This is a genomic window from Streptomyces sp. NPDC004788 (assembly GCF_053601115.1).
Genome location: NZ_JBSGBF010000034.1, coordinates 1 through 18,831 on the forward strand (window position 1 = coordinate 1; position 18,831 = coordinate 18,831).

Sequence of the window (18,831 nt, forward strand, 5' to 3'; positions counted from 1 at the left end):
GCCCGCGCCACGGCGCGGGCCGCACGTGTACCCACTTTTTTGTGGGTACTTGTCGCCGCGCGGGCACCGGGAGAGGCTGGTCACGACCGAGGGAACGGACCGCGAAGAACCGGAAGGAACAACCGAGGAACACAGTCAGTCTCAGAAAGGCGCTCTCAGGACACGGCGCGCTCCGCGGCGAGCCGGTCGAGCCGGCGATGGCCCCACGCGGAGACCGGGGCCAGCGCCTCGGAGAGCTCGCGGCCCTCGGCGGTCAGCGAGTAGACGGTCTTCGGCGGCTTCACGTCGTACACCTCCCGGTGCACCAGACCGTCCGACTCCATCTCCCGCAGCGCCTGGGTCAGCACCTTCTCGCTGATCTGCGGGATCGTCCGGCGCAGTTCGCCGGGCCGCTGCGGCCCGGCCTCCAGGAGCCACAGCAGCAGGGTCTTCCACTTGCCGTCGATCACCGCGACGGCTGCGGTCACGCCGCACACATCGGTGTCCCTGGCCCGCCCGCGCGTCATCCGTCCCGTCCTCCGCTTCCTCGCCCACGCCGTCCGGCCGGCCGCGCCGTACCCACACGTCGCTCACACCTTGCTCACTCACACCTTGCCTCACCCATAAGGGAGTTCCGTCATGTCTTCTTCCCCGCTGCCCGCATCCGGGTCCGCCGTCACCGTGCTCGGGCTCGGCCCGATGGGCCGGGCGCTGGCCGGCGCGTTCGTCGCCGCCGGTGTGCGCACGACGGTGTGGAACCGTACGCCGGGCCGGGACCGCGAGCTGGTCGAGCGCGGTGCGACCGGGGCGGCGAGCGCCGCCGAGGCGGTCGCCGCGAGCCCGCTGACCGTGGTCTGCCTGGTCAACTACGACGCCACGGACGCCGTACTGCGCCAGGGCGACGTCACGGCGGCGCTCAAGGGGCGCACCCTGGTCAACCTGAGCGCCGACGTCCCCGAGCGGGCCCGGGACACCGGGCGCTGGGCCGACCAGCACAGGATCGCCTATCTCGACGGCGCCATCATGACCCCGACGCCCACCATCGGCACCCCGCACGCGGTGTTCCTGCACAGCGGCCCCGAGGAGCTGTACCGCGCGCACCGCCCGGTGCTCGACGTCCTCGGCGGCACCCACAGCCACCTGGGCGCGGACATCGGCCGGGCCGCCGCGTACGACATCGCGCTGCTCGACGTCTTCTGGACGTCGATGGCCGGCTATGTGCACGCCCTCGCCGTGGCGGGCGCGGAGGGCATCACGCCGCGCGAACTGGCCCCGTTCGCCCAGGGCATCGGCGCGATCCTGCCGCCGCTGTTCGAGGAGTGGGCCGGGGACGTGGAGGACGGCGGTTTCTCCGGCGAGGGCAATCCGCTGACCTCGGCGGTCTCCACGATGGCGCACATCGTGCACGCGTCCGAGGCGCACGGCATCGACGCGGGCGTGATGCGCGCGGCCGAGGGCCTGGCCCGCCGCACGGTCGCACTCGGCCACGGCGCGGACGGCTTCTCCCGGATCGCCGAGGTCCTCGGCAGGCGCTGAGCCCTACGCCCGGACGCGGCGCAGCGCGCCCTCCGCCCGCAGGTCCGCGAGGGTCGGGTAGCCGTCGACGGCCATCAGCAGGTCGGCCTCGGCGAGCAGGGAGCGCAGGACGTGGACGACGCCGTCGGTGCCGTCGAGGGCCAGGCCGTAGACGTAGGGGCGGCCGACGGCGACGGCGGTGGCGCCGAGGGCGAGGGCCTTGACGACGTCGGCGCCGCTGCGGACGCCGGAGTCGAAGACGACGGGCAGTCCTTCGGCGGCGGCGACCACGTCCGGCAGGGCGTCGAGGGCGGGCAGGCCGCCGTTGGCCTGGCGGCCGCCGTGGTTGGAGCAGTAGACGCCGTCGACGCCGCCGTCGCGGGCGCGCCGGACGTCCTCGGGGTGGCAGATGCCCTTGAGGAGGATCGGCAGATCGGTGAGCGAGCGCAGCCAGGGCAGGTCGTCCCAGGTCAGCGGGTTGCCGAAGATGCGGGTCCACTCCAGGACGGCGGCCTGCGGGTCCTCCTCGGGCGTCTTGGCGAGGCGGGCCCGGAAGACCGGGTCGGAGGTGTAGTTGGCGAGGCAGTGGCCGCGCAGCTGCGGGAAGTTGGCGGTGCCGAGGTCGCGGGGGCGCCAGCCGGTGACCCAGGTGTCGAGGGTGACGACGATGCCGCGGAAGCCGGCCGCCTCGGCGCGGCGCACCAGGCTCTCGGCGAGGGCGCGGTCGGTCGGGGTGTAGAGCTGGAAGAGGCCCGGGGTGCCGCCGAACTCGGCGGCGACGTCCTCCAGCGGGTCGACGCTCAGAGTGGAGGCGATCATCGGCACGCCGGTACGGGCCGCGGCGCGGGCGGTGGCGAGGTCGCCGTGTCCGTCCTGGGCGCACAGGCCGACGACGCCGACGGGCGCCATCAGCAGCGGGCCGGGCAGTGGTATTCCGCACAGGTCGGCCGTGAGGTCGCGCGCGGTCGCGCCGACCATCATCCGGGGCACCAGGCCCCACTGCCGGAACGCCTCGGCGTTGGCGCGCTGGGTGTGTTCGTCGCCCGCACCGCCGGCGACGTAGGACCAGACGGACGCCGGGAGGGCGGCCTCGGCGCGCTGTTCGAGTCCGGCGAAGTCCATGGGCAGTTTCGGCAGGCTGCCGAAGAGGCCGTTCAGATAGATCTCGTTCTGGTAGTCGCCGAACCGCTGGTTCATCGTGCCCCTCGCCTCGTACGCGTCTTCGCGGGAGAGCGACGCTACCGCCGGGTACGGGCGGTTGACCATGGCCCGGGACGGCGGGCCCGGCAGCTGGTCAGACGGCGACGGGCTGGAGTTCCTGGCGGACCACGATCGCGTTGAGCCGGATCGCGAAGGGGACGGTGTCGGTCATGCCGAGGGCGCCGACGCGGGCCTTGTCGAGGCCGATGGTGACGTCGACGCAGAAGGCGACGGCGTAGAGATAGCCGCCGGTCTCCTCGTCCTGGAGGGCGAAGAACAGGTCCTGGTAGTAGCGGGTGCGGTCCGGGCTCTCCTCGTAGTACGAGAGTCCCGGCCGGCCCTCCTGGGCGGCGAGGCCCGTGAAGGCGTCGACGAGTTCGCGCTCGATGGTCTCCCAGAAGGTGGCCTCCGCCGCCTCGGGCGGCAGGGCCTGGCGGACCGCCTCCTTGAGGGAGAGCACCATGACCAGGACGGGGGCCTGCTCCTGGAGTCCCCAGCCGCGCACCATCTTCACGACGGTGCTGTCGGGGACCGCCGCCGCGGCCGCGTGGATGTGCTCGAAGTCGTAGTTGACGGTGGCGGGCGCGATGGCTTCCTGGAACGCGCCGGCCAGGCCCTCCGCCTGGGCGACATGGGCGGGGCCCACTTCGATGACCGTCTTGAAACTGCCGGCCAAGACTCCTCCTTAAACAGTCTGTTGAAAGGAGGCGTCAGTATGCCGCAGGCGCGAAGAGGGATGGGCACCGGGCCCGGACATGACAGTCCCCGGCCATCCTCGTCCGGTTGCGCGGTCATCGGCCGTCACCGATGGCGGCGTCACCGGCGGGATCTGCCGGGGGCCTGGCCAGAGCCGAGAACGGGGGTCACGCCGGCCTTCGGACGTCTCCGTCGGCGGGTGCGGCTCTCTCTGGTTGTCTGGTGTACAGACAAGCTTCCTCCCTATTCGCACCAAGTCAATACCTTCGTCATGATTGGTACGTACAGATTCGATCCATCCGCAGATCCCTCCGTGGATCCCCCCGCAGGTCCGCCCCGAAGTGCGACCCAGCCTGAAGGAACCATGTGCGCCTCCGTCCTCCCCCGTGGGCCGGGCGCCACCGCCTGGTCTCCCGAGACGGTGGCCTCCGACCCGTACAACGCCCAGACGCCGTCGGCCGCGCTCGCCCCGCCGGTCACGCCCGCCGACGCCCTCTTCGTGCGCGACCACTTCTCCGTCCCGGTCCTCCGGCCCGCCGACTGGCGGCTGCGGTTCGAGGGCGCCGTGCGCAGGCCGTACACCCTCGGGTACGGGGAGCTGGCCGCCCTCCCCCACACCGAGCTCGACGTGGTCGTCGAGTGCGCGGGCAACGGGCGCGCCCAGATGGTCCCGCGGCCGCCCGGACTGCCCTGGGGGCAGCGGGCGGTGGGCTGCGTCCGCTTCGCGGGCGTGCCGTTCCGGCTGCTCGCCGAGCGGGCCGGGGTCGACCCGGCGGCCGTCGAGTTCGTGTTCGCCGGCGCCGACTCCGGGGCCGTGCGCGGCCGCCGCGCCCCCTTCGAACGCAGCCTCCCGCTCGCCGTCGCCCTCCACCCGGACACCCTCCTGGCCACCGCGCTCGACGGCGCGCCCCTCAGCCGCGAACACGGCGCCCCGGTGCGCCTGGTGGTGCCCGGGCACTTCGCCGTGGCGGACGTGAAGTGGCTGACGGGGGTACGGGCGGTCACCGAGCCGTTCGCGGGCGTGTTCCAGGCCGAGGAGTACGTGTACGTGGACGCCGAGGGCCGGGCCCAGGGGCCGGTCGGCGCGCTGCGGGTCAAGTCGCTGATCACCGAGCCCGAGCCGGACGAGGACCTGCGGCGCGGCCGGGAGACCGTGGTGCGCGGGCACGCCTGGGCGGGCGGCGGGGTTCCGGTGAGCCGGGTCGAGGTCCGGGTGGTGCACGAGGACGAACCGGCCGAGGCGCCGGACGACTGGCACGAAGCGGACCTGGCGGCGCCCTCGGGGCCGTACGCCTGGACCGACTGGTCGCTCCGCTGGACCCCGCGCTCCCCCGGCCGCTACCGGCTGCTCGCCCGCGCGACCGACGCGCACGGGGAGACCCAGCCGCGGCACGCGCCGTGGAACGCCCGCGGCTACGGCTGCAATCCGGTGGCCGCCGTCGAGGTGGTCGTGGTGTGAGGTCCCCGGCGGCGTGCCGTGCGCCCCGCGAGAGGTGAGGACATGCACGAGATCGAGGTCATGACCACGGCGTCGCTCGGCGACACCAGCTACCTCCTCGTCAGCGGCGACGAGGCCGCCCTCGTGGACCCGCAGCGGGACAGCTGGGCCCTGATGGAGCGCTGCGAGCGGCGCGGGGTGCACATCCGGTACGCCCTGGAGACCCACGTCCACAACGACTACGTCTCCGGGGCCCTGGAGGTGCGGGCGGCGACCGGGGCCGTCGTCGCCGGCCCGGCCCGGGCCCCGTACGCCTTCGACCACCTTCCGCTGGCCGAGGACGACGAGATCACCGTCGGGGACGTCACCCTGCGGGCGATGGAGACGCCCGGCCACACCGCCGAGCACACCGCGTACCTCGTCCTGGACGATCCGGCCGGACCGCCGGACGCCGTGTTCACGGGCGGCAGCCTGCTCGTGGGCAGCGCCGGCCGCACCGATCTGTCGGGCCCCGCGCACACCGAGGAGCTGGCCCGCGCCCAGTACCGCTCGCTGCACCGGCTCGCGGGGCTGCCGGACGGCACCCGGGTGCTGCCGACCCACGGCGCGGGCAGCTCCTGCGCGTCCGCGCCGGTGACCGGGGAGCGGGGCCGCACGACGACGGTCGGGGACGAGCGGCACGGCAACCCGGCGCTCACGCCGCGCGACGAGGCCGCGTTCGTCGCGGCGCGCGCCACCGGACTGCCGCACTATCCCGCGTACTACCGGCACATGGCGCCGATCAACCGCTCCGGTCCCGCCGTCCTCGGCGGCCCGCCCGAACCCCGGTGGCTGTCGCCCGCGATGGTCGCCGGGCTCGCCGGTGAGGGCGCGCAGATCGTGGACGGGCGCTCGCGCTCGGAGTTCGCGGCAGGACATGTGCCGGGGGCGCTCGGCGAGGAGCTGGACGACCGCTTCGCGAGCCTGGTCGCGGAGGTGGTCCCGTTCGGCACCCGCCTGGTGCTCGTGCTGCCCGAGCCGGCGGCCGAGGCCGCCGAGGAGGCGCTGGTACAGCTGCTGCGGATCGGTTACGAGAACGTCGCCGGCGTCCTCGCGGGCGGCACCGACGCGTGGGCGGCGGCGGGCAGGACGGTGCGGTCCTTCCCGACGGCGGACGCACGGGAGCTGGCCCGGCGGTTGGGGCGCGACGAGGCGCGGGCGCTCGACGTGCGCCCGGAGCACCCGGAGGGCGGGGTGCCCGGCACCCTCGCGATCCCGCTGGCCGAACTGCCGGCGAAGGTCGGGGACCTGCCGCGGGACCGGGAGATCTGGACGTTCTGCGGGAGCGGGCGGCGGGCCACGGTCGCGGCGAGTCTGCTGGACCGGGCGGGCATCCCGGTGCGGGCGGTGACCCACGGCGGGGCGGATGACCTGGTGGGTCGGCCGGGGCGCTGACACCGGGGTCAGCCGTTCGGACGACCCGGGAGGGCCGGGGGCGGCCGGAGCATGGGGAGCGGGGCGGTCCGCCTGTGCCGCCCGTGCCCGTCCGCGCCAGTGCGTGTCCGTCCTTGCCCCTCTGCGCCCCCGTCCAAGTCCGTCCGCGCCCGTCCGGAGCCCTGTCGATGTACCGATCCCGTGTCCGCGCTCTCGCCGTACTGGCCGCATCGGTCGCGCTGCTCGTGGGCTGCGCGCAGGGCGGCGGGGGCATCGCGCGGGGCGCCGGGAGCTCCGGGCCCGGCCCTTCCGCGAGCGCCCCTTCGGCGAGCCGCCCGGCGACGGTTCCCGCCCCCGCCCCGGCCGGCACCACGCCCGCGGGCACCCTTCTCGTGTCCGACTTCGGGGCGGACACGGTGACCTTCGTCGACCCGGCGCACGGCCCGTTCGCCTCCGTGCGGGTCGGCACCGCTCCGTACGGGCTCGTCGTCGGCGCCGACGGCCGGGCCTGGGTCGCCGCGGCCGAGGGCGTGGCCGTCGTGGACACCAGGACCCGCACGCGCCTCGCGCTCGTGCCGTACCGCACCGCGACGGGTCCGGTGACCACCGGCGAGTACCGGGGCGGCGGCATGGGCATCGCGCTCTCCCCCGACGGCCGCCGGGTCTACGTCGGCGTCAACGTCCCCGGCGGCAACGGCGCACTTGAGGTCGTCGACACCACCGCGCTCCGGGTCGTGGACCGGGTGCCGGTCGGGCGCCGCCCGTTCGACGTGGACGTCTCGCGCGACGGCTCCGAGGTGTACACGACGAACCACGACTCCTTCGACGTGACCGTCGTCGACTCGGGCACCCTGAAGACCCGGCGGATCGAGGTGGCCCCGTACGGCACGGAGGGCGGGCGGCTCCTGGCTGAAGCCGCACTACACGGCCGTGCGGCCGTCGGACGGGCAGCTCCTGCTGCCCTTCGAGGGCGAGCGGCTCGCCGTGGTCGACCCGCGCACCGGCCGCACCCGGATCCAGCCGATGACGGCCGACACGCACCAGCACGGCGTCACCGTCACCCCCGACGGCACCCTCTTCGCCGTCGGCACCGGCCCGATCGACCCGGCCGTCGACCGCGGGCCCTCGCTCACCGTCCGCAAGCCCGACGGCAGCGAGCGCGTCTACCCGCTGGACGGCCCGCACGAGCACGTCGCGGTCTCCGTGGACGGCCGTACGGCCTATGTCACGGGCGGCTTCACCCGCGACGGCTACTGGGACGGCCTGACCGTCGTGAACCTGACCGACGGCTCGACGCGGCGGCTGGCCGCGGGGTCGCGGCCGCTGGGCATCGCGGTGCTGTGAGGCGTTGTCAGTGCGGTGGTGTTGGCTGGGACCGTACCGACCCCGTACGAGGAGACGCCATGGCCCCCGCCGCCGAATCGGCCGCCGAACCCGCCGGATCCACCCCCGAACCCGCCGACCGCAACGCCCGGCCGCCCGCCGCCCAGGCGTCCCTCGGGGCGGGCGTCATCGTGACCGACGCGACCGGGCGGGTGCTGCTCGGGCTGCACCACTCGGGCGTCTGGGAGCTGCCCGGCGGCAAGGTCGACCCGGGCGAGTCCATCGAACAGGCGGCGGCCCGCGAGCTCGCCGAGGAGACGACGCTCGTCGCCGACCCGTCCGGCGTCGCGGTGATCGGCCTGATCCTCGACACCGAGAGCTCCGCCGCGCTCACCCGGATCACGGCCGCGACGGTCGTCCGCGCCCACACCGGCACCCCGTCCGTCGCCGAGCCCGACAAGATCGACCGCTGGGAGTGGTTCGCCCCCGACCGCCTCCCGGCACCCCTCTTCGTCCCCTCGGCCCAGACCCTCCGCTTCTGGCGCCCGGAACTCGACCTGCCGGAGGGGGCTTTCCACCGCTACCGGGTGGCGTGACCCGGCGGCCGGACCCCCGCGGCCAGGAACATCGGCAGGGCCAGGAAGAAGCGGTCGGTGTCGGCCCTGTGGCGTTGTTCCGCGAGCCAGTCGCGGACCTCGGCCGGGTCCGTCGCGCCCGCCGCGGTGGCCGAGTCGGCGAGGCCGGCGAGGCCGGCGACGAGTGGGAGCATCTCCGGGCCGGTGAGGACGGCGGTGCGGACCTCGACGGTCACGTCCGTGAAGCCGGCGTCGAGCAGCAGGGCGCGGTGGCGGCGGGCGACGCGCGGGTGGGGGACGCGGTCGGCGCGGGCGTGGACGAGGCGGCGGGTGAGCTCGGGGGCGTCGGAGTCGAGGACGACGGTGTCCCAGTCCTGGCCGACGAGGACCACCCGCCCGCCGGGCGCGAGCACCCGGTACGCCTCGGCGGCGGCATGGGCCGGGTCGTCGAGCTCGTGGTAGACCTTCTCGGCCCGGTAGCCGTCCAGGGCAGCGTCGCCGAAGGGCAGTCGCGTGGCACTCGCCCGGTGGAAGACCAGCCTGGGGTGGCGGGCGCGGGCGACCGCGAGCGCCTCGGGATCCGTGTCGGCGCCCTCCGCCCGTACGCCTCGCTCGGCCAGTTCCGCGACCGCCCGCCCGGCGCCGCAGCCGACGTCGAGCACCCGCGCGCCGGGCCGGGCCGCGAGCAGGTCGTAGGTGCGGGCGCGGAGCCGTCGGGCCGACGGCAGGGAGTCGAAGCGGTCGAGCAGGGCGAGGAGCGGCGGTACGGCCGCGGGCGTCGTGGACATGAGTGCCACGCTGCCGTTTCATGTCGACATGAAGTCAAGCCAAGTCACCGAGGACGAGGCCGTGTTGAGCATCGGGGCGCTGGCCGGCCGTTTCGGTCTCGCCCCGCACGTGCTGCGCCACTGGGAGAGCATGGGGCTGCTCAGCCCGGCCCGGGACACGGCGGGGCGGCGGGTCTACGGGGCGGCGGACGTCGTACGGACGGCGGTGGTGCTGCGGGCCAAGGAGGCCGGGCTCTCGCTCGACGCGATCGGCGCGATGCTCGCATCCTCCGACCGGCGCCGTGACGTGCTGCGCGCGCGGGCGGCCGTCCTGCGGGAGGAGATCGCGCGGGCGCAGGCCCAGTTGGAGCTGGTGGAGTGCGCCCTCGGGTGCGAGCACGCGGACATCGGGAGCTGTCCGGACTTCCGGAGAGTCGTCGCGGAGGGGATGGCCCGCGCCGGGGGCCGCTGACATCATGCGGACGGGGGGATGCGCCATGGGAGAGTTCGACCGGGTGACCGTACCGCCGCCGGACGAGGCCGCGACCGGCGCGGCGCGCGAGGCGGGTCTCGGCGTCTATCTGCGGGCCTTCCGGGCCCGGCACGGCGAGGGTCCGGCCGGGGCCGGGGACCGGCGGCCCGCGCGGACCCCGCTCGCGGTGCTGCTGCTCGCCGCCGCCTCCCTCGTCCTCCCGGCGATCGCCACGAGCCTGGTGGGGACAGGGCTCGGGATCCCGCTGCTCCTGCTGCCGTTCGGGGTGTTCGGCAGGCTGCTCTGGCACTCGCTGCGCGCGCCCGCGACGGCGTTACGGCCCGGCGAGTACGTGTACCTGTACGAGCGCGGCCTCGTCTGCCCGCACGCGGACGGCGGCGCCCGGGCCGTGCCCTGGGGGTCGGTCACGGCGATGCACCAGGACGTGACCCGTACCTATGTCGACGGCGGATACACCGGAACCCACTACGCGTACCGGCTGCTGGTCGACGGGCTCGCCGGAGGGCCGCGCGAGGTGACCGTCGGCGGGTTCCTGAACGAGGAGGCGGTGCCGCGGCCGGCCGACTCGCAGATCCGGGAGCTGGCCCAGATCGTCCTGGACGAGACGGTGCGCCGGGCGCTGGCGCCGGCGGTGGCGGCGCTGGAGGCGGGCGGGCGGGTCGCGTTCGGCGAGGTGGCGCTGGACGGGCATGGCATCGGGCTGCCGTCGGGGACGGCGCCGTGGGAGCGGGTGCGGCACTGCGAGTGGCGCGGGGACGGTCTGGTGGTGGTGCGGACGGCGGGCGCGGGCCGCTGGGCACGCGAGTCGAAGCACATCCCCGACTTCCCGGTGTTCTGGGCGCTGGTGAAGGAGCTGTGCCCGGAGGCCCGGGAGTACCGCCGCTGAGCTTCCGCGCCGCCTTTCACCCGACCGGCGGACGGGTGTCACGTGGTGTCACCGAGCGGGGTGGGCCTGACCTGATTAGCGTGGCCGATAGCGACGGAACGTATCGATCGGAAGCGAGTCATCGTCATGGCCTCACGACCTGAAGGCACGCCGTGCTGGACAGACGCCATGTTCACCGATGTCGAGGGCGCGAAGGAGTTCTACGGCGACGTCCTCGGCTGGACCTTCGGCGAAGCGGCCTCGGAGTTCGGCAACTACACCCAGGCGTACAAGAACGGCAAGGCGGTCGCGGCGGTGGTCCCGCCGATGCCGGGCCAGGAGGGCGAGCCGAAGTCGGCCTGGTGCCTGTACTTCGCGTCGCCGGACGTCGCCGCCACCGCCGAGAAGATCAGCGGCGCGGGCGGCACGCTGCTGATGGAGCCGATGCAGGTGGGCTCGTTCGGCTCAATGTGCCTGGCGCAGGATCCGACGGGCTGTGTGTTCGGCGTCTGGCAGGCGGGCGACCACGAGGGCTTCGAGCTCCAGGGCGAGACGGGCGGCTTCGCGTGGGCGGAGGTGTTCACGCGGGAGCCCGCGAAGGCCGACGCCTTCTACACGACCGTCTTCGGCTACGACTCGAAGAAGATCAAGGACATGGACTACCGGGTCTTCGACCTCGGTGCCGACCCGCTGCTGGGCCGGATGGTGATGACCGCGGAGGACTTCCCGCCCGAGGTCCCCGCGTACATCCAGGTCTACTTCGCCGTCGACAACTGCGACACGGCGTGCGAGGTGGCCGTGCGGGGCGGCGGGAAGAAGGTCTTCGGGCCGATGGACAGCCCGTTCGGGCGCTTCGCGGCGCTGGTCGACCCGCAGGGTGCGGCGTTCGCCGTGATCGACATGCGGACGAGGGTCGGCGACATGCCCGAGATGGAATGACGCCCCCGGCCCCCTCTGCGGGACGCGGATGCCCGGGACCGCGAGGGTCCCGGGCATCCGTACGTCCGGCCACGGAACGTGGCGGGGTCGGTCAGGCGCCGTCGTGGACGGCGACGATGCCGTTGAACACTCCGACGTACGCGGTGCCGTCGGGGCCGAGCGTGACGGGCGCCCAGTTGTTGTCGTAGGCGAGGCCGGTGCCGGTGAGCCGGGACCAGGCGCGGGCGCCGGTGCGGAAGTCGACGGCCGTCAGGTACCAGGCGTCGATGCCGAGGGCGTTGGGCCGCTTCTCGTAGAAATAGAGCAGGCCGTTGGCGGTGGACAGCTTGGGCACGGTGGAGGGCGAGCGGACGTCGCTCTCCCACACGGTGTCGCAGCCGCTGCCGTCGGGGCGGACGTCGACGCGGGTGACGCCGCCGACGACGCTGCGGCCGAAGGTGAGCGAGGTGACGTTCTCGTAGCCGTAGTTGTTCTCGACGACGAGGCTGTTGCCCCAGCTGATCAGGGAGTTGTCGGTGGTGGAGGCGCCGGTGCCGAAGACCGGGACGCGGCAGACGAGCCGGTCGGCGTCGGCGACGTCGGTGCCGCGCCGGTAGACCAGGATGTTCATGCGGTCGTCGGCGTTGTCGGTGATGGCGACGTATTTCGCGCCGTCCTGGCCGAAGAGGTCCGGGGTGGTGCCCGAGCCCTGGTTCACGGAGCCGGGCTTGGTGCCGGTGCCCCGGTCGTACGTCTGCCGCCACTGGATCCGCGGGGTGCCGTCGGGGTCGGCGCGGAAGCTGTAGAGGGCGTGGTCGGAGACGATGGAGACGCCGTCCTCGGCGACGGAGAAGGAGTTCTGGATCTCCTCGCCGTCGAGCCGGATCGCGCGCAGTGCTCCGGTGGCGGGGTCGATGGTGCCGACCCGGCCGAGGCGGGTGACCCACCAGACGCGTCCCTGCCAGTCGGGCATCACGGAGGTGACGGGGTCGCAGACGCCGCTGGGGAAGAGGTTGGTCCAGGTGACGCAGTCGTGCGGGACGAGGGCGGTCAGGTCCCAGTCGTCCTCGACGGCGAACTCCCAGCCGCCGTCCGCCTTCTGGCGGTGCGCGATGCGCAGCACGTGCTGCCGGGAGTCGGCGAGGACGACCCGGTCGCGGTTGTCGAGGTAGAAGTAGGCGCCGCCGGAGGTGTCCTTGAAGATCTTCTCGAAGTCGAGCCGGGTGATGGCCTCGACGGTGGAGGAGCGCTGCGGCAGCTGGTACTCGGCGAGGGTGGCCAGGCTGCGCGGGTCGAGCAGCTTGAGCAGGAAGCCGCTGAAGGTGCCGCAGACGGTGATCAGGCGGCCGTCGGCGTCGAAGGTGACGGTGGCGCACTCGCCGCCGAGGGCGGCGATCTTCTCGCTGGTGACGTGCGGCTGGCGGCCGAGCGGCCCGGACCAGGGGTAGGTGGCGCTGCCGGCGGCGTCGGCGTGCATGCCGCTGCGGCCGTTGGGGGCGAGGTACGGGTGCTGGGGCGGCGCCTCGCCGGGCACGGGCCGCGCGGTGGCGGGCGCGCCGTCGTACTGCGCCACCAGCCGGTGCCCGGGGGCGAGCGGTATCTCGCCGGCGTGGGCGACCGGTCCGGCGAGCGCGAGCAGGGTCGCGCCCATCGCGGCGGTCAGCGCGAGTGCGCGGGCCGTCCGCCTGGGGGGTCGGGTGGTCAATGCGGCTCCTCGGGTCCGTTCGAAGGTCGCGCCGGCGGCCGACGCTAGGCCCGAGTGCGTGAGAAGTACATGGCAACGGCCCCTGTTTCACGCCCACTTCACGATCATGAAACGTATCCGTGGGCGGCAGGTCCGCCGCCCGCTCACGGCCGGAAGCTGGAGACCACGTTCGCCGTGGCCGCGACCCCGTTCTGGATCGTGGGGGCCATGTTGGTGCCGGCCAGGAAGAAGCCGAGCAGCGCGCAGACCAGGGCGTGGGAGAACTTGAGGCCGCCGTTGCGGAGAAAGATCACGGCCAGGACCAGCAGAAGCAGCACCACGGAAATCGAAATGGCCATCGCGCTCACCCTCCTTGCGCCGCACCGGGATTGCGGCGTTCGGCGGACAGTGTGACGGAACGGACTATCCGGACGGCGGCATGGCGGGGCGGCCATCCGGGTGAAGTTCCGGACCCGGCCGTTCCTCAAGCGCGGGACAAGACCTCCGCGATGCTCGGCATGCGGACGGCCTCCAGCTCCTCGTCGGCCGGCAGGGCGGCGACGAGCACGGCGCTGCCGAAGACCTCGGTGGCGCTCAGCTCCCAGTCGGTCAGCACGAACCAGGAGCCGTCGGCCCCCGTTCACCAGCGTCCAGGCAGGCGGCCCACTCGACCGTTCGGTCGCACCAGCGCTCCAGGAGCACCCGGTCGTGGCCGACGGCGAGCAGGCCCGCGCCGGTCTCGGCCCGGTAGGTCTCGACGGCGGCGACCAGGGCGGCCGTGGTGGAGGCGTCGAGCATCGCGGTCATCTCGTCGCAGATCAGCCAACGGGGCCGCAGCACCAGGGCGCGGGCCAGGCACGCGCGCTGGAGCTGGCCGTCGCTGACCTCGTGGGGGCGGCGGCCGAGCAGGTCGTCGGTGAGGCCGACGGCGGGCGCGAGGGCGGCGAGGCGTTCGGCGACCGCGGCGCGGCGACCGGTCGCGCGCAGTGGTTCGGCGATCAGGTCGGCGAGCCGCAGGCGCGGGTCGGCGGCGAGCCGCGGCTGCTGGAAGACGACCCCGACGGCGGTGCGCAGCTCGCGCGGGGCGCGGTGCCGCCAGGCGCGCACCTCGGTGCCGTCGAGCACTACCCAGCCCGCGTCGGGCCGGTGCAGCAGCGCGGCGACCCGGGCCAGGGTGGACTTGCCGCAGCCGCTGGGGCCGAGCAGTCCGACGGCCTCGCCGGGCGCGACGGTGAGCCCGGCGGAGCGGAACACCGGGGAGCGGCGGGCGTATCCGGCGGTCACGGCGTGCAGTTCAAGCACGGTCGGCTCCTCCCGCGTCCTGTTGGGGGCCACGGTCGGTTCCTCCCGCATCCCGCTGGGGGCCACGGTCGGCTCCTCCCGCGTCCTGCTGGGGGTGGTGGCAGGCGACGCCGGCCCGGAGGTCCGGGCGGGCGGCGCAGGCGCCGGTCGCGCGGGCGCAGCGCGGGGCGAAGGCGCAGCCCTCGGGCAGCCTCGACAGTTCGGGCGGCAGCCCGGGGATCGGGGTGAACTCCCGCTCGGGCAGGGCGTTCAGCAGACCGCGGGCGTACGGGTGCCGGGGGCCGGGCCGGCCGAAGAAGCGCGCGGCCGGGGCGATCTCGACGATCCGCCCCGCGTACATCACGGCCACCCGGTCGGCCACCCGCCGGGCCGCCGCCAGGTCGTGTGTGACGAGCAGCAGCGCCTTGCCGGTGTCGACGTGCCGGCGCAGCTCGTCGGCGGTCCGGTCGACTAGTTCCCGGTCGAGCCCGGTGGTCGGCTCGTCGGCGAGCAGCACCGGCGCGTCGCCGATGAGCGCGAGTGCGGTCGCCGCGCGCTGCGCCAGCCCGCCGGACAGCTCGTGCGGGTACCGGTCGAGGTGTCCCACGGGAAACGCGGCCCGCTCGGCGGCCGCCTCGGCCGCCGCCCGCCGTGCCCGCCGCGGGGTGCCGGTCAGGGCCCGGACCGTCTCCTCCAGGTGCGCGCGCACGGTCCGTACGGGCGTGAGGTGCGCGGCGGGGCTCTGCGGTACGAGTCCGATGCGGCGTCCGCGGACGACGCGTGCGAGGGTGCGCTCGTCGGCCGCGAGCAGGTCGAGGGCGCGCTCGTCGGCCGCGAGCAGGTCGAGGGCGCCGCTTCCGTCCCCGGCGGGTGTCCCGCCCGCCAGCCACGCCGTGCCCTCCGTTTCCGCGTTGCGCGGCAGCAGGCCGAGCAGGGCGGAGGCCAGGACCGACTTGCCGCAGCCGCTCTCGCCGACGAGGGCGAGGCATTCGCCCGGTGCGAGGTCGAAGGCGGCGTCGGTCACGGCGGCGACGGTGCGGCCGCCGCGGAGGTGGAAGCGGACGGTGAGGCCGCGGACGGTGAGGACGGCGTCGTGGGCGCGCTCGGCGGTGACGGAGTCCAGGGCGCGCAGGATCCGTTCGTTCACAACATCAGCTCCGAGCGGCGGCGGGGGTTGAGTCGGTCGCGCCAGATGCCGGCGAGGCCGGCGAGGGCGAGGGTCGGGACGATCAGGAGGAGGCCGGGGAAGAGGGTGGGCCACCAGGCGCCGGCGAGGAGGGACGAGCGGGCGTTCTGGACCAGGTTGCCGAGGCTGGCCCGGTGGCTGGGGAGGCCGAGGCCGAGGAAGGAGAGGGCGGACTCGTGCCACATCGCGTGCGGGACCATCAGCACGGCGGCGAGTCCGGCCTGCGGCAGCACGGCGGGCAGCAGATGCCGGACGGTGATCCGCCACCGGGACGCGCCGCCGGAGATCGCGGCGTCGACGAAGGGCCGGGAGCGCAGCGAGAGGACCTCGGAGCGGACGATGCGGGCGGTGGACAGCCAGTGGGTGAGCGCCACGGAGGCGATCACCGGCCAGACGCCGGGCCGGAACACGGCGACGACGAAGATGCCGAGCAGCAGGTGCGGCACGGACGAGAAGCCGTCGACGACCCGCATGACGAGCCGGTCGGTGCGGCCGCCGAGCGCGCCGGCCGCCGTGCCCACCGTGGTGCCGACGACGGTGGCCGCGAGGGCGGCGACCAGGCCGACGAGCAGCGAGACGCGCAGCCCGTAGACACAGCGCAGGAGCAGGTCGCGACCGAGGTCGTCGGTGCCGAAGGGGTGCTCCCAGGAGGGTGGCAGGAGCTTTCGCCCGAGGTCGACGGCCTGTTCGTCGAGCGGGACGAGCGGCGGCACGAGGAGGACGGCGAGGGCGAGGCCCCCGACGGTCAGGGCGGAGGTCCACAGCCGCAGGCGGCGGGTGCGCGGGTCAGCCATCGAAGCCCACCCGGGGGTCGGCGAGCCCGTACAGCAGGTCGGAGAGGAGGTTGCCGAGCAGCACGGCGGCGGTGGCGAGCACGGTGAGCGCGGCGAGCAGCGGGAAGTCGGCGGAGACGGCGGCCTGGACCGTGGCGGCGGCGATGCCGGGCCAGCTGAAGACGGTCTCCACGAGGAGGGCTCCGGTGATGAGTTCGGGCACGCGGGAGCCGACGAGGGTGAGCACCGGGAGCAGGCCGGAGCGCAGGGCGTGGCCGGTGAGGACGGTGCGTTCGGCGAGACCGCGGGCGCGGGCGCCGCGCACGGGGTCCTCTTCCAGGGCGTCGCCGACGCCCTGTCTCACGTACAGGAAGAACCAGGGCAGCTGGGAGACGCCGAGGACGAGTGCGGGCAGCACGAGGTGGGTGGCGACCTGGCCGGCGGTGATGGTGTCGCTCGCGGTGTCGGTGAGTCCGCCGGCCGGGAGCACGCCGAGCCGGAGGGCGAAGAACCAGACGGCGAGCAGGCCGAGCCAGTAGGCGGGGGCGGCTTCGAGGATGTACGCGGCGGAGCCGGCGGCCCGGTCGAGCAGGCCGCCGCGGCGGCGGCCGGCGAGGACGCCGAGGGCGGTGCCGAGGGTGACGGCGAGGAGGAAGGCGGTGGCGGCGAGCAGCACGGACCAGCCGAGGCGTTCGGCGATGACGTCGGCGACGGGCTGCCGCATGACGGTGGAGTCGCCGAGATCGCCGCGTACGGCGTGGCCGGCCCACTCCCACCAGCGGGTGAACCAGGGCCGGTCGGCGCCGAGGTTGGCGCGGAGCCGGTCGAGGTCGGCCTGCGAGGCGGTGAGTCCGGCGGTGCCGGCGTAGGCCTTGACGGGGTCGAAGGGCGAGGCGGCGGCGACGGCGAAGACCGCGAGGGTGACGGCGAGGAGGACGAGGACGGCGGCGAGGGCGCGCCGGCCCGTCATCCGCGCCATGGCGTGGAGAGGAAGAGCCCGGAGAGGAAGAGAACGGAGAGGAAGGGCACGGAACAGAAGGGAACGGCTCACTTCTTCGGCTTCCAGTCCTCGACGTTCCACCAGGGCCCGGAGCCGAGGCCGTGCTCGTGCGGCTCGACCTGGGTGGAGAGCCCGTCCCAGCGGTCGGCGACGACGTAGACGTGGTCGACGTGGGTGAGGAAGGTGTAGCCGGGGTTCTTGACCAGTTCGCGCTGGATCGTGTCGTACGCGGCGCGGCGCTCGGCGGGGTCGTCGGTGCGGCGACCGTCCTCCAGGGCGCGGTCCACGACCGGACTGGCGTACGCGGCCATGTTGTTGAAGCCGTCGCCGGCCAGGGAGGACTTGAGCAGCAGGTACTGGTCGAAGTCGGGGTCGCCGGGCGAGCCGCCGCCGGCGAGGACGGCGTCGGTCCTCATGCGGGGTTCGATGACCTCCCAGGTGCCGGACTGGGTGGTGAGGGCGATGCCGGCCTTCTTGGCGTCGGAGGCGTAGGCGAGGGCGTGGTCCTGGCGGAGCTTGTCGCCGGAGAGGTACCAGAGCGGGAAGGCGGCGCGGACGCCGTTCTTCACTCGGACGCCGTCGGGGCCGGGCTTCCAGCCGGCCTCGTCGAGGATCTTCCGGGCGCCGGCGAGGTCGTGGCGGCGTTCGGTGCCCTTGGCGAACCAGGGGCTGTCGGTGGGGACGGGCCCGTAGGCGGGCCTGCCGGCGCCGTCGAGGATCCGGTCGACCATGGTCTGCCGGTCGACGGCGAGGTCGAGGGCGCGCCGGATCGCGGGATCGCCGGCGACCCTGTTGTGGCTGGGCAGGGTGACGGTGCGGTAGTCGTACGTCGTCGCCGTGTACGTCCGCCGGGCCTTGTCGTCCTTGAAGCCGGCGGCGAGGGCGGGCGGCAGGACGGCGGCGTCGAGGTCGCCGGCGCGCAGCCGGGTGGCGCGGACGTCGTCGTCCTTGACGACGGCCATGGTGAACCTCTTCACGGCCGGCGCGCCGCCCCAGTAGTGCTCGTTGGCGGTGAAGGTGAGCTTCTCGCCCCGGGACCAGCCGGTGAGGACGTACGGGCCGGTGCCGACGGGCCTGGTGGTGAACGGGCCGGTGTTGACGTCCTGCCGGCCCGCGATGTGCTCGGGGGCGATGGCGAGGACGGTGCGCTGGGCGAAGGGCGCGTAGGGGTACTTGAGGGTGAAGACGACGGTGTCGTCGCCGACGGCCCGGACGTCCCGCAGGGCGTCGAGCTCGGTGCGGGAGGGATTGTTGGTCTTCGGGTCGAGGATCGTCGTGTACGTGAAGACGACGTCCTTCGCGGTGAAGGGCCGGCCGTCGCTGAACCGCACGCCCTTGCGGAGCCGGTAGGTGTACGTGAGGCCGTCGGCGCTGACCGTCGGCAGCGCGGCGGCGAGGGCGGGCCGGAGCCTCATGTCCGCGTCGAGGGCGAGCAGCCCGTCGAAGATCTTGGAGTTGCCGTCCTTGCCGTAGCCGAGCAGGGGGCTGAGGGTCTCGGGTTCGTAGGCGATGCCGACGACCGCGGAGTCCTCGGTTCCGGCGGCGCCCGCGGCGCCGCCGCCCGGTGTCGAGCAGGCCGCCGCGGTGAGGGCCGCGGCCCCGGTGAGTATCGCGGCGGTCGCGCGGCGGATCGTACGGGCACCCAAGACGTCCACACCCCTCTTGAACATCAACTGTTATTGCGAACAGGTCGCAATTAAACAGTATGTAGAGGGGTGCGGACGT

19 protein-coding genes and 1 pseudogene are annotated in these 18,831 nt (G+C 74.2%); 8 read left to right on the forward strand and 12 right to left on the reverse strand.

Annotation, left to right across the window (positions count from 1 at the left end; all coding sequences use genetic code 11):
- Nucleotides 1-155: 155 nt before the first annotated feature.
- A complete protein-coding gene (locus tag ACWEJX_RS17160) occupies nucleotides 156-506 on the reverse strand; it encodes a winged helix-turn-helix transcriptional regulator (RefSeq protein WP_403791467.1) in 351 nt (116 codons plus the stop codon).
- 112 nt (nucleotides 507-618) lie between these two features.
- Here ACWEJX_RS17160 and ACWEJX_RS17165 point away from each other — a divergent pair, with 112 nt between their 5' ends.
- Complete coding sequence (locus ACWEJX_RS17165) at nucleotides 619-1,515, forward strand: NAD(P)-dependent oxidoreductase (RefSeq protein ID WP_451608252.1); 897 nt, start codon at nucleotides 619-621, stop codon at nucleotides 1,513-1,515.
- Between the two features lie 3 nt (nucleotides 1,516-1,518).
- Here the strand turns inward: ACWEJX_RS17165 and ACWEJX_RS17170 are convergent, their stop codons facing one another.
- Nucleotides 1,519-2,691 (reverse strand): alpha-hydroxy-acid oxidizing protein, encoded by a 1,173-nt coding sequence (locus ACWEJX_RS17170; RefSeq protein ID WP_451608253.1) that lies wholly within the window; start codon nucleotides 2,689-2,691, stop codon nucleotides 1,519-1,521.
- Between the two features lie 97 nt (nucleotides 2,692-2,788).
- Nucleotides 2,789-3,370, reverse strand: a complete 582-nt coding sequence (locus ACWEJX_RS17175; RefSeq protein ID WP_451608254.1) for a Type-2Aa cytolytic delta-endotoxin — start codon at nucleotides 3,368-3,370, stop codon at nucleotides 2,789-2,791.
- A 384-nt stretch (nucleotides 3,371-3,754) separates the two neighbouring features.
- On the opposite strand from ACWEJX_RS17175, the gene ACWEJX_RS17180 reads away from it, so the two are divergent.
- The 4 genes and pseudogenes from ACWEJX_RS17180 (at nucleotide 3,755) to ACWEJX_RS17195 (ending at nucleotide 8,160) form a co-directional block, all read left to right on the forward strand.
- Nucleotides 3,755-4,849 (forward strand): molybdopterin-dependent oxidoreductase, encoded by a 1,095-nt coding sequence (locus ACWEJX_RS17180; protein ID WP_451608255.1) that lies wholly within the window; start codon nucleotides 3,755-3,757, stop codon nucleotides 4,847-4,849.
- 42 nt (nucleotides 4,850-4,891) lie between these two features.
- Nucleotides 4,892-6,262, forward strand: a complete 1,371-nt coding sequence (locus ACWEJX_RS17185; RefSeq protein ID WP_451608256.1) for an MBL fold metallo-hydrolase — start codon at nucleotides 4,892-4,894, stop codon at nucleotides 6,260-6,262.
- A gap of 167 nt (nucleotides 6,263-6,429) precedes the next feature.
- A pseudogene (locus tag ACWEJX_RS17190) lies at nucleotides 6,430-7,585 on the forward strand (YncE family protein).
- A gap of 59 nt (nucleotides 7,586-7,644) precedes the next feature.
- Nucleotides 7,645-8,160 (forward strand): nucleotide triphosphate diphosphatase NUDT15, encoded by a 516-nt coding sequence (locus ACWEJX_RS17195; RefSeq protein ID WP_451608257.1) that lies wholly within the window; start codon nucleotides 7,645-7,647, stop codon nucleotides 8,158-8,160.
- Here ACWEJX_RS17195 and ACWEJX_RS17200 read toward each other — a convergent pair.
- Complete coding sequence (locus ACWEJX_RS17200) at nucleotides 8,145-8,927, reverse strand: methyltransferase domain-containing protein (RefSeq protein WP_451608258.1); 783 nt, start codon at nucleotides 8,925-8,927, stop codon at nucleotides 8,145-8,147. The two genes, ACWEJX_RS17195 and ACWEJX_RS17200, sit on opposite strands and share 16 nt — an antisense overlap.
- A 28-nt stretch (nucleotides 8,928-8,955) precedes the next feature.
- Between ACWEJX_RS17200 and ACWEJX_RS17205 the strand changes: the two genes are divergently transcribed.
- The 3 genes from ACWEJX_RS17205 to ACWEJX_RS17215 all read left to right on the forward strand — a co-directional run bounded on the left by ACWEJX_RS17205 (nucleotide 8,956) and on the right by ACWEJX_RS17215 (nucleotide 11,203).
- A complete protein-coding gene (locus tag ACWEJX_RS17205; RefSeq protein WP_451608259.1) occupies nucleotides 8,956-9,378 on the forward strand; it encodes a MerR family transcriptional regulator in 423 nt (140 codons plus the stop codon).
- 25 nt (nucleotides 9,379-9,403) lie between these two features.
- Nucleotides 9,404-10,285: a hypothetical protein gene (locus ACWEJX_RS17210; protein ID WP_451608260.1), complete on the forward strand. Its 882-nt coding sequence runs from the start codon at nucleotides 9,404-9,406 to the stop codon at nucleotides 10,283-10,285.
- A 126-nt stretch (nucleotides 10,286-10,411) separates the two neighbouring features.
- Entirely contained in the window at nucleotides 10,412-11,203 is a 792-nt protein-coding gene (locus tag ACWEJX_RS17215; protein ID WP_451608261.1) for a VOC family protein, read from the forward strand.
- A gap of 91 nt (nucleotides 11,204-11,294) precedes the next feature.
- Here ACWEJX_RS17215 and ACWEJX_RS17220 read toward each other — a convergent pair whose 3' ends face one another.
- The 8 genes from ACWEJX_RS17220 to ACWEJX_RS17255 all read right to left on the reverse strand — a co-directional run bounded on the left by ACWEJX_RS17220 (nucleotide 11,295) and on the right by ACWEJX_RS17255 (nucleotide 18,752).
- Nucleotides 11,295-12,833 carry a hypothetical protein gene (locus tag ACWEJX_RS17220; protein ID WP_451608317.1) on the reverse strand — a complete coding sequence of 513 codons (1,539 nt, stop codon included), beginning with the start codon at nucleotides 12,831-12,833 and terminating at the stop codon, nucleotides 11,295-11,297.
- 197 nt (nucleotides 12,834-13,030) lie between these two features.
- On the reverse strand, nucleotides 13,031-13,225 hold the full coding sequence (locus ACWEJX_RS17225; protein WP_451608262.1) for a hypothetical protein: 195 nt from the start codon (nucleotides 13,223-13,225) through the stop codon (nucleotides 13,031-13,033).
- Nucleotides 13,226-13,350: 125 nt separating this feature from the next.
- Nucleotides 13,351-13,482, reverse strand: coding sequence for a hypothetical protein (locus ACWEJX_RS17230; RefSeq protein WP_451608263.1), 132 nt, complete (start codon nucleotides 13,480-13,482; stop codon nucleotides 13,351-13,353).
- Nucleotides 13,476-14,168, reverse strand: coding sequence for an ABC transporter ATP-binding protein (locus tag ACWEJX_RS17235; protein WP_451608264.1), 693 nt, complete (start codon nucleotides 14,166-14,168; stop codon nucleotides 13,476-13,478). The genes ACWEJX_RS17230 and ACWEJX_RS17235 overlap by 7 nt, the downstream gene beginning before the upstream one ends.
- A complete protein-coding gene (locus tag ACWEJX_RS17240) occupies nucleotides 14,161-15,294 on the reverse strand; it encodes an ABC transporter ATP-binding protein (RefSeq protein ID WP_451608265.1) in 1,134 nt (377 codons plus the stop codon). The genes ACWEJX_RS17235 and ACWEJX_RS17240 overlap by 8 nt, the downstream gene beginning before the upstream one ends.
- Nucleotides 15,291-16,127 carry an ABC transporter permease gene (locus ACWEJX_RS17245; protein ID WP_451608266.1) on the reverse strand — a complete coding sequence of 279 codons (837 nt, stop codon included), beginning with the start codon at nucleotides 16,125-16,127 and terminating at the stop codon, nucleotides 15,291-15,293. The genes ACWEJX_RS17240 and ACWEJX_RS17245 overlap by 4 nt, the downstream gene beginning before the upstream one ends.
- Nucleotides 16,120-17,085: an ABC transporter permease gene (locus ACWEJX_RS17250; RefSeq protein WP_451608267.1), complete on the reverse strand. Its 966-nt coding sequence runs from the start codon at nucleotides 17,083-17,085 to the stop codon at nucleotides 16,120-16,122. The genes ACWEJX_RS17245 and ACWEJX_RS17250 overlap by 8 nt, the downstream gene beginning before the upstream one ends.
- Nucleotides 17,086-17,153: 68 nt before the next feature.
- A complete protein-coding gene (locus ACWEJX_RS17255; RefSeq protein ID WP_451608268.1) occupies nucleotides 17,154-18,752 on the reverse strand; it encodes an ABC transporter substrate-binding protein in 1,599 nt (532 codons plus the stop codon).
- Nucleotides 18,753-18,831 lie beyond the last annotated feature (79 nt).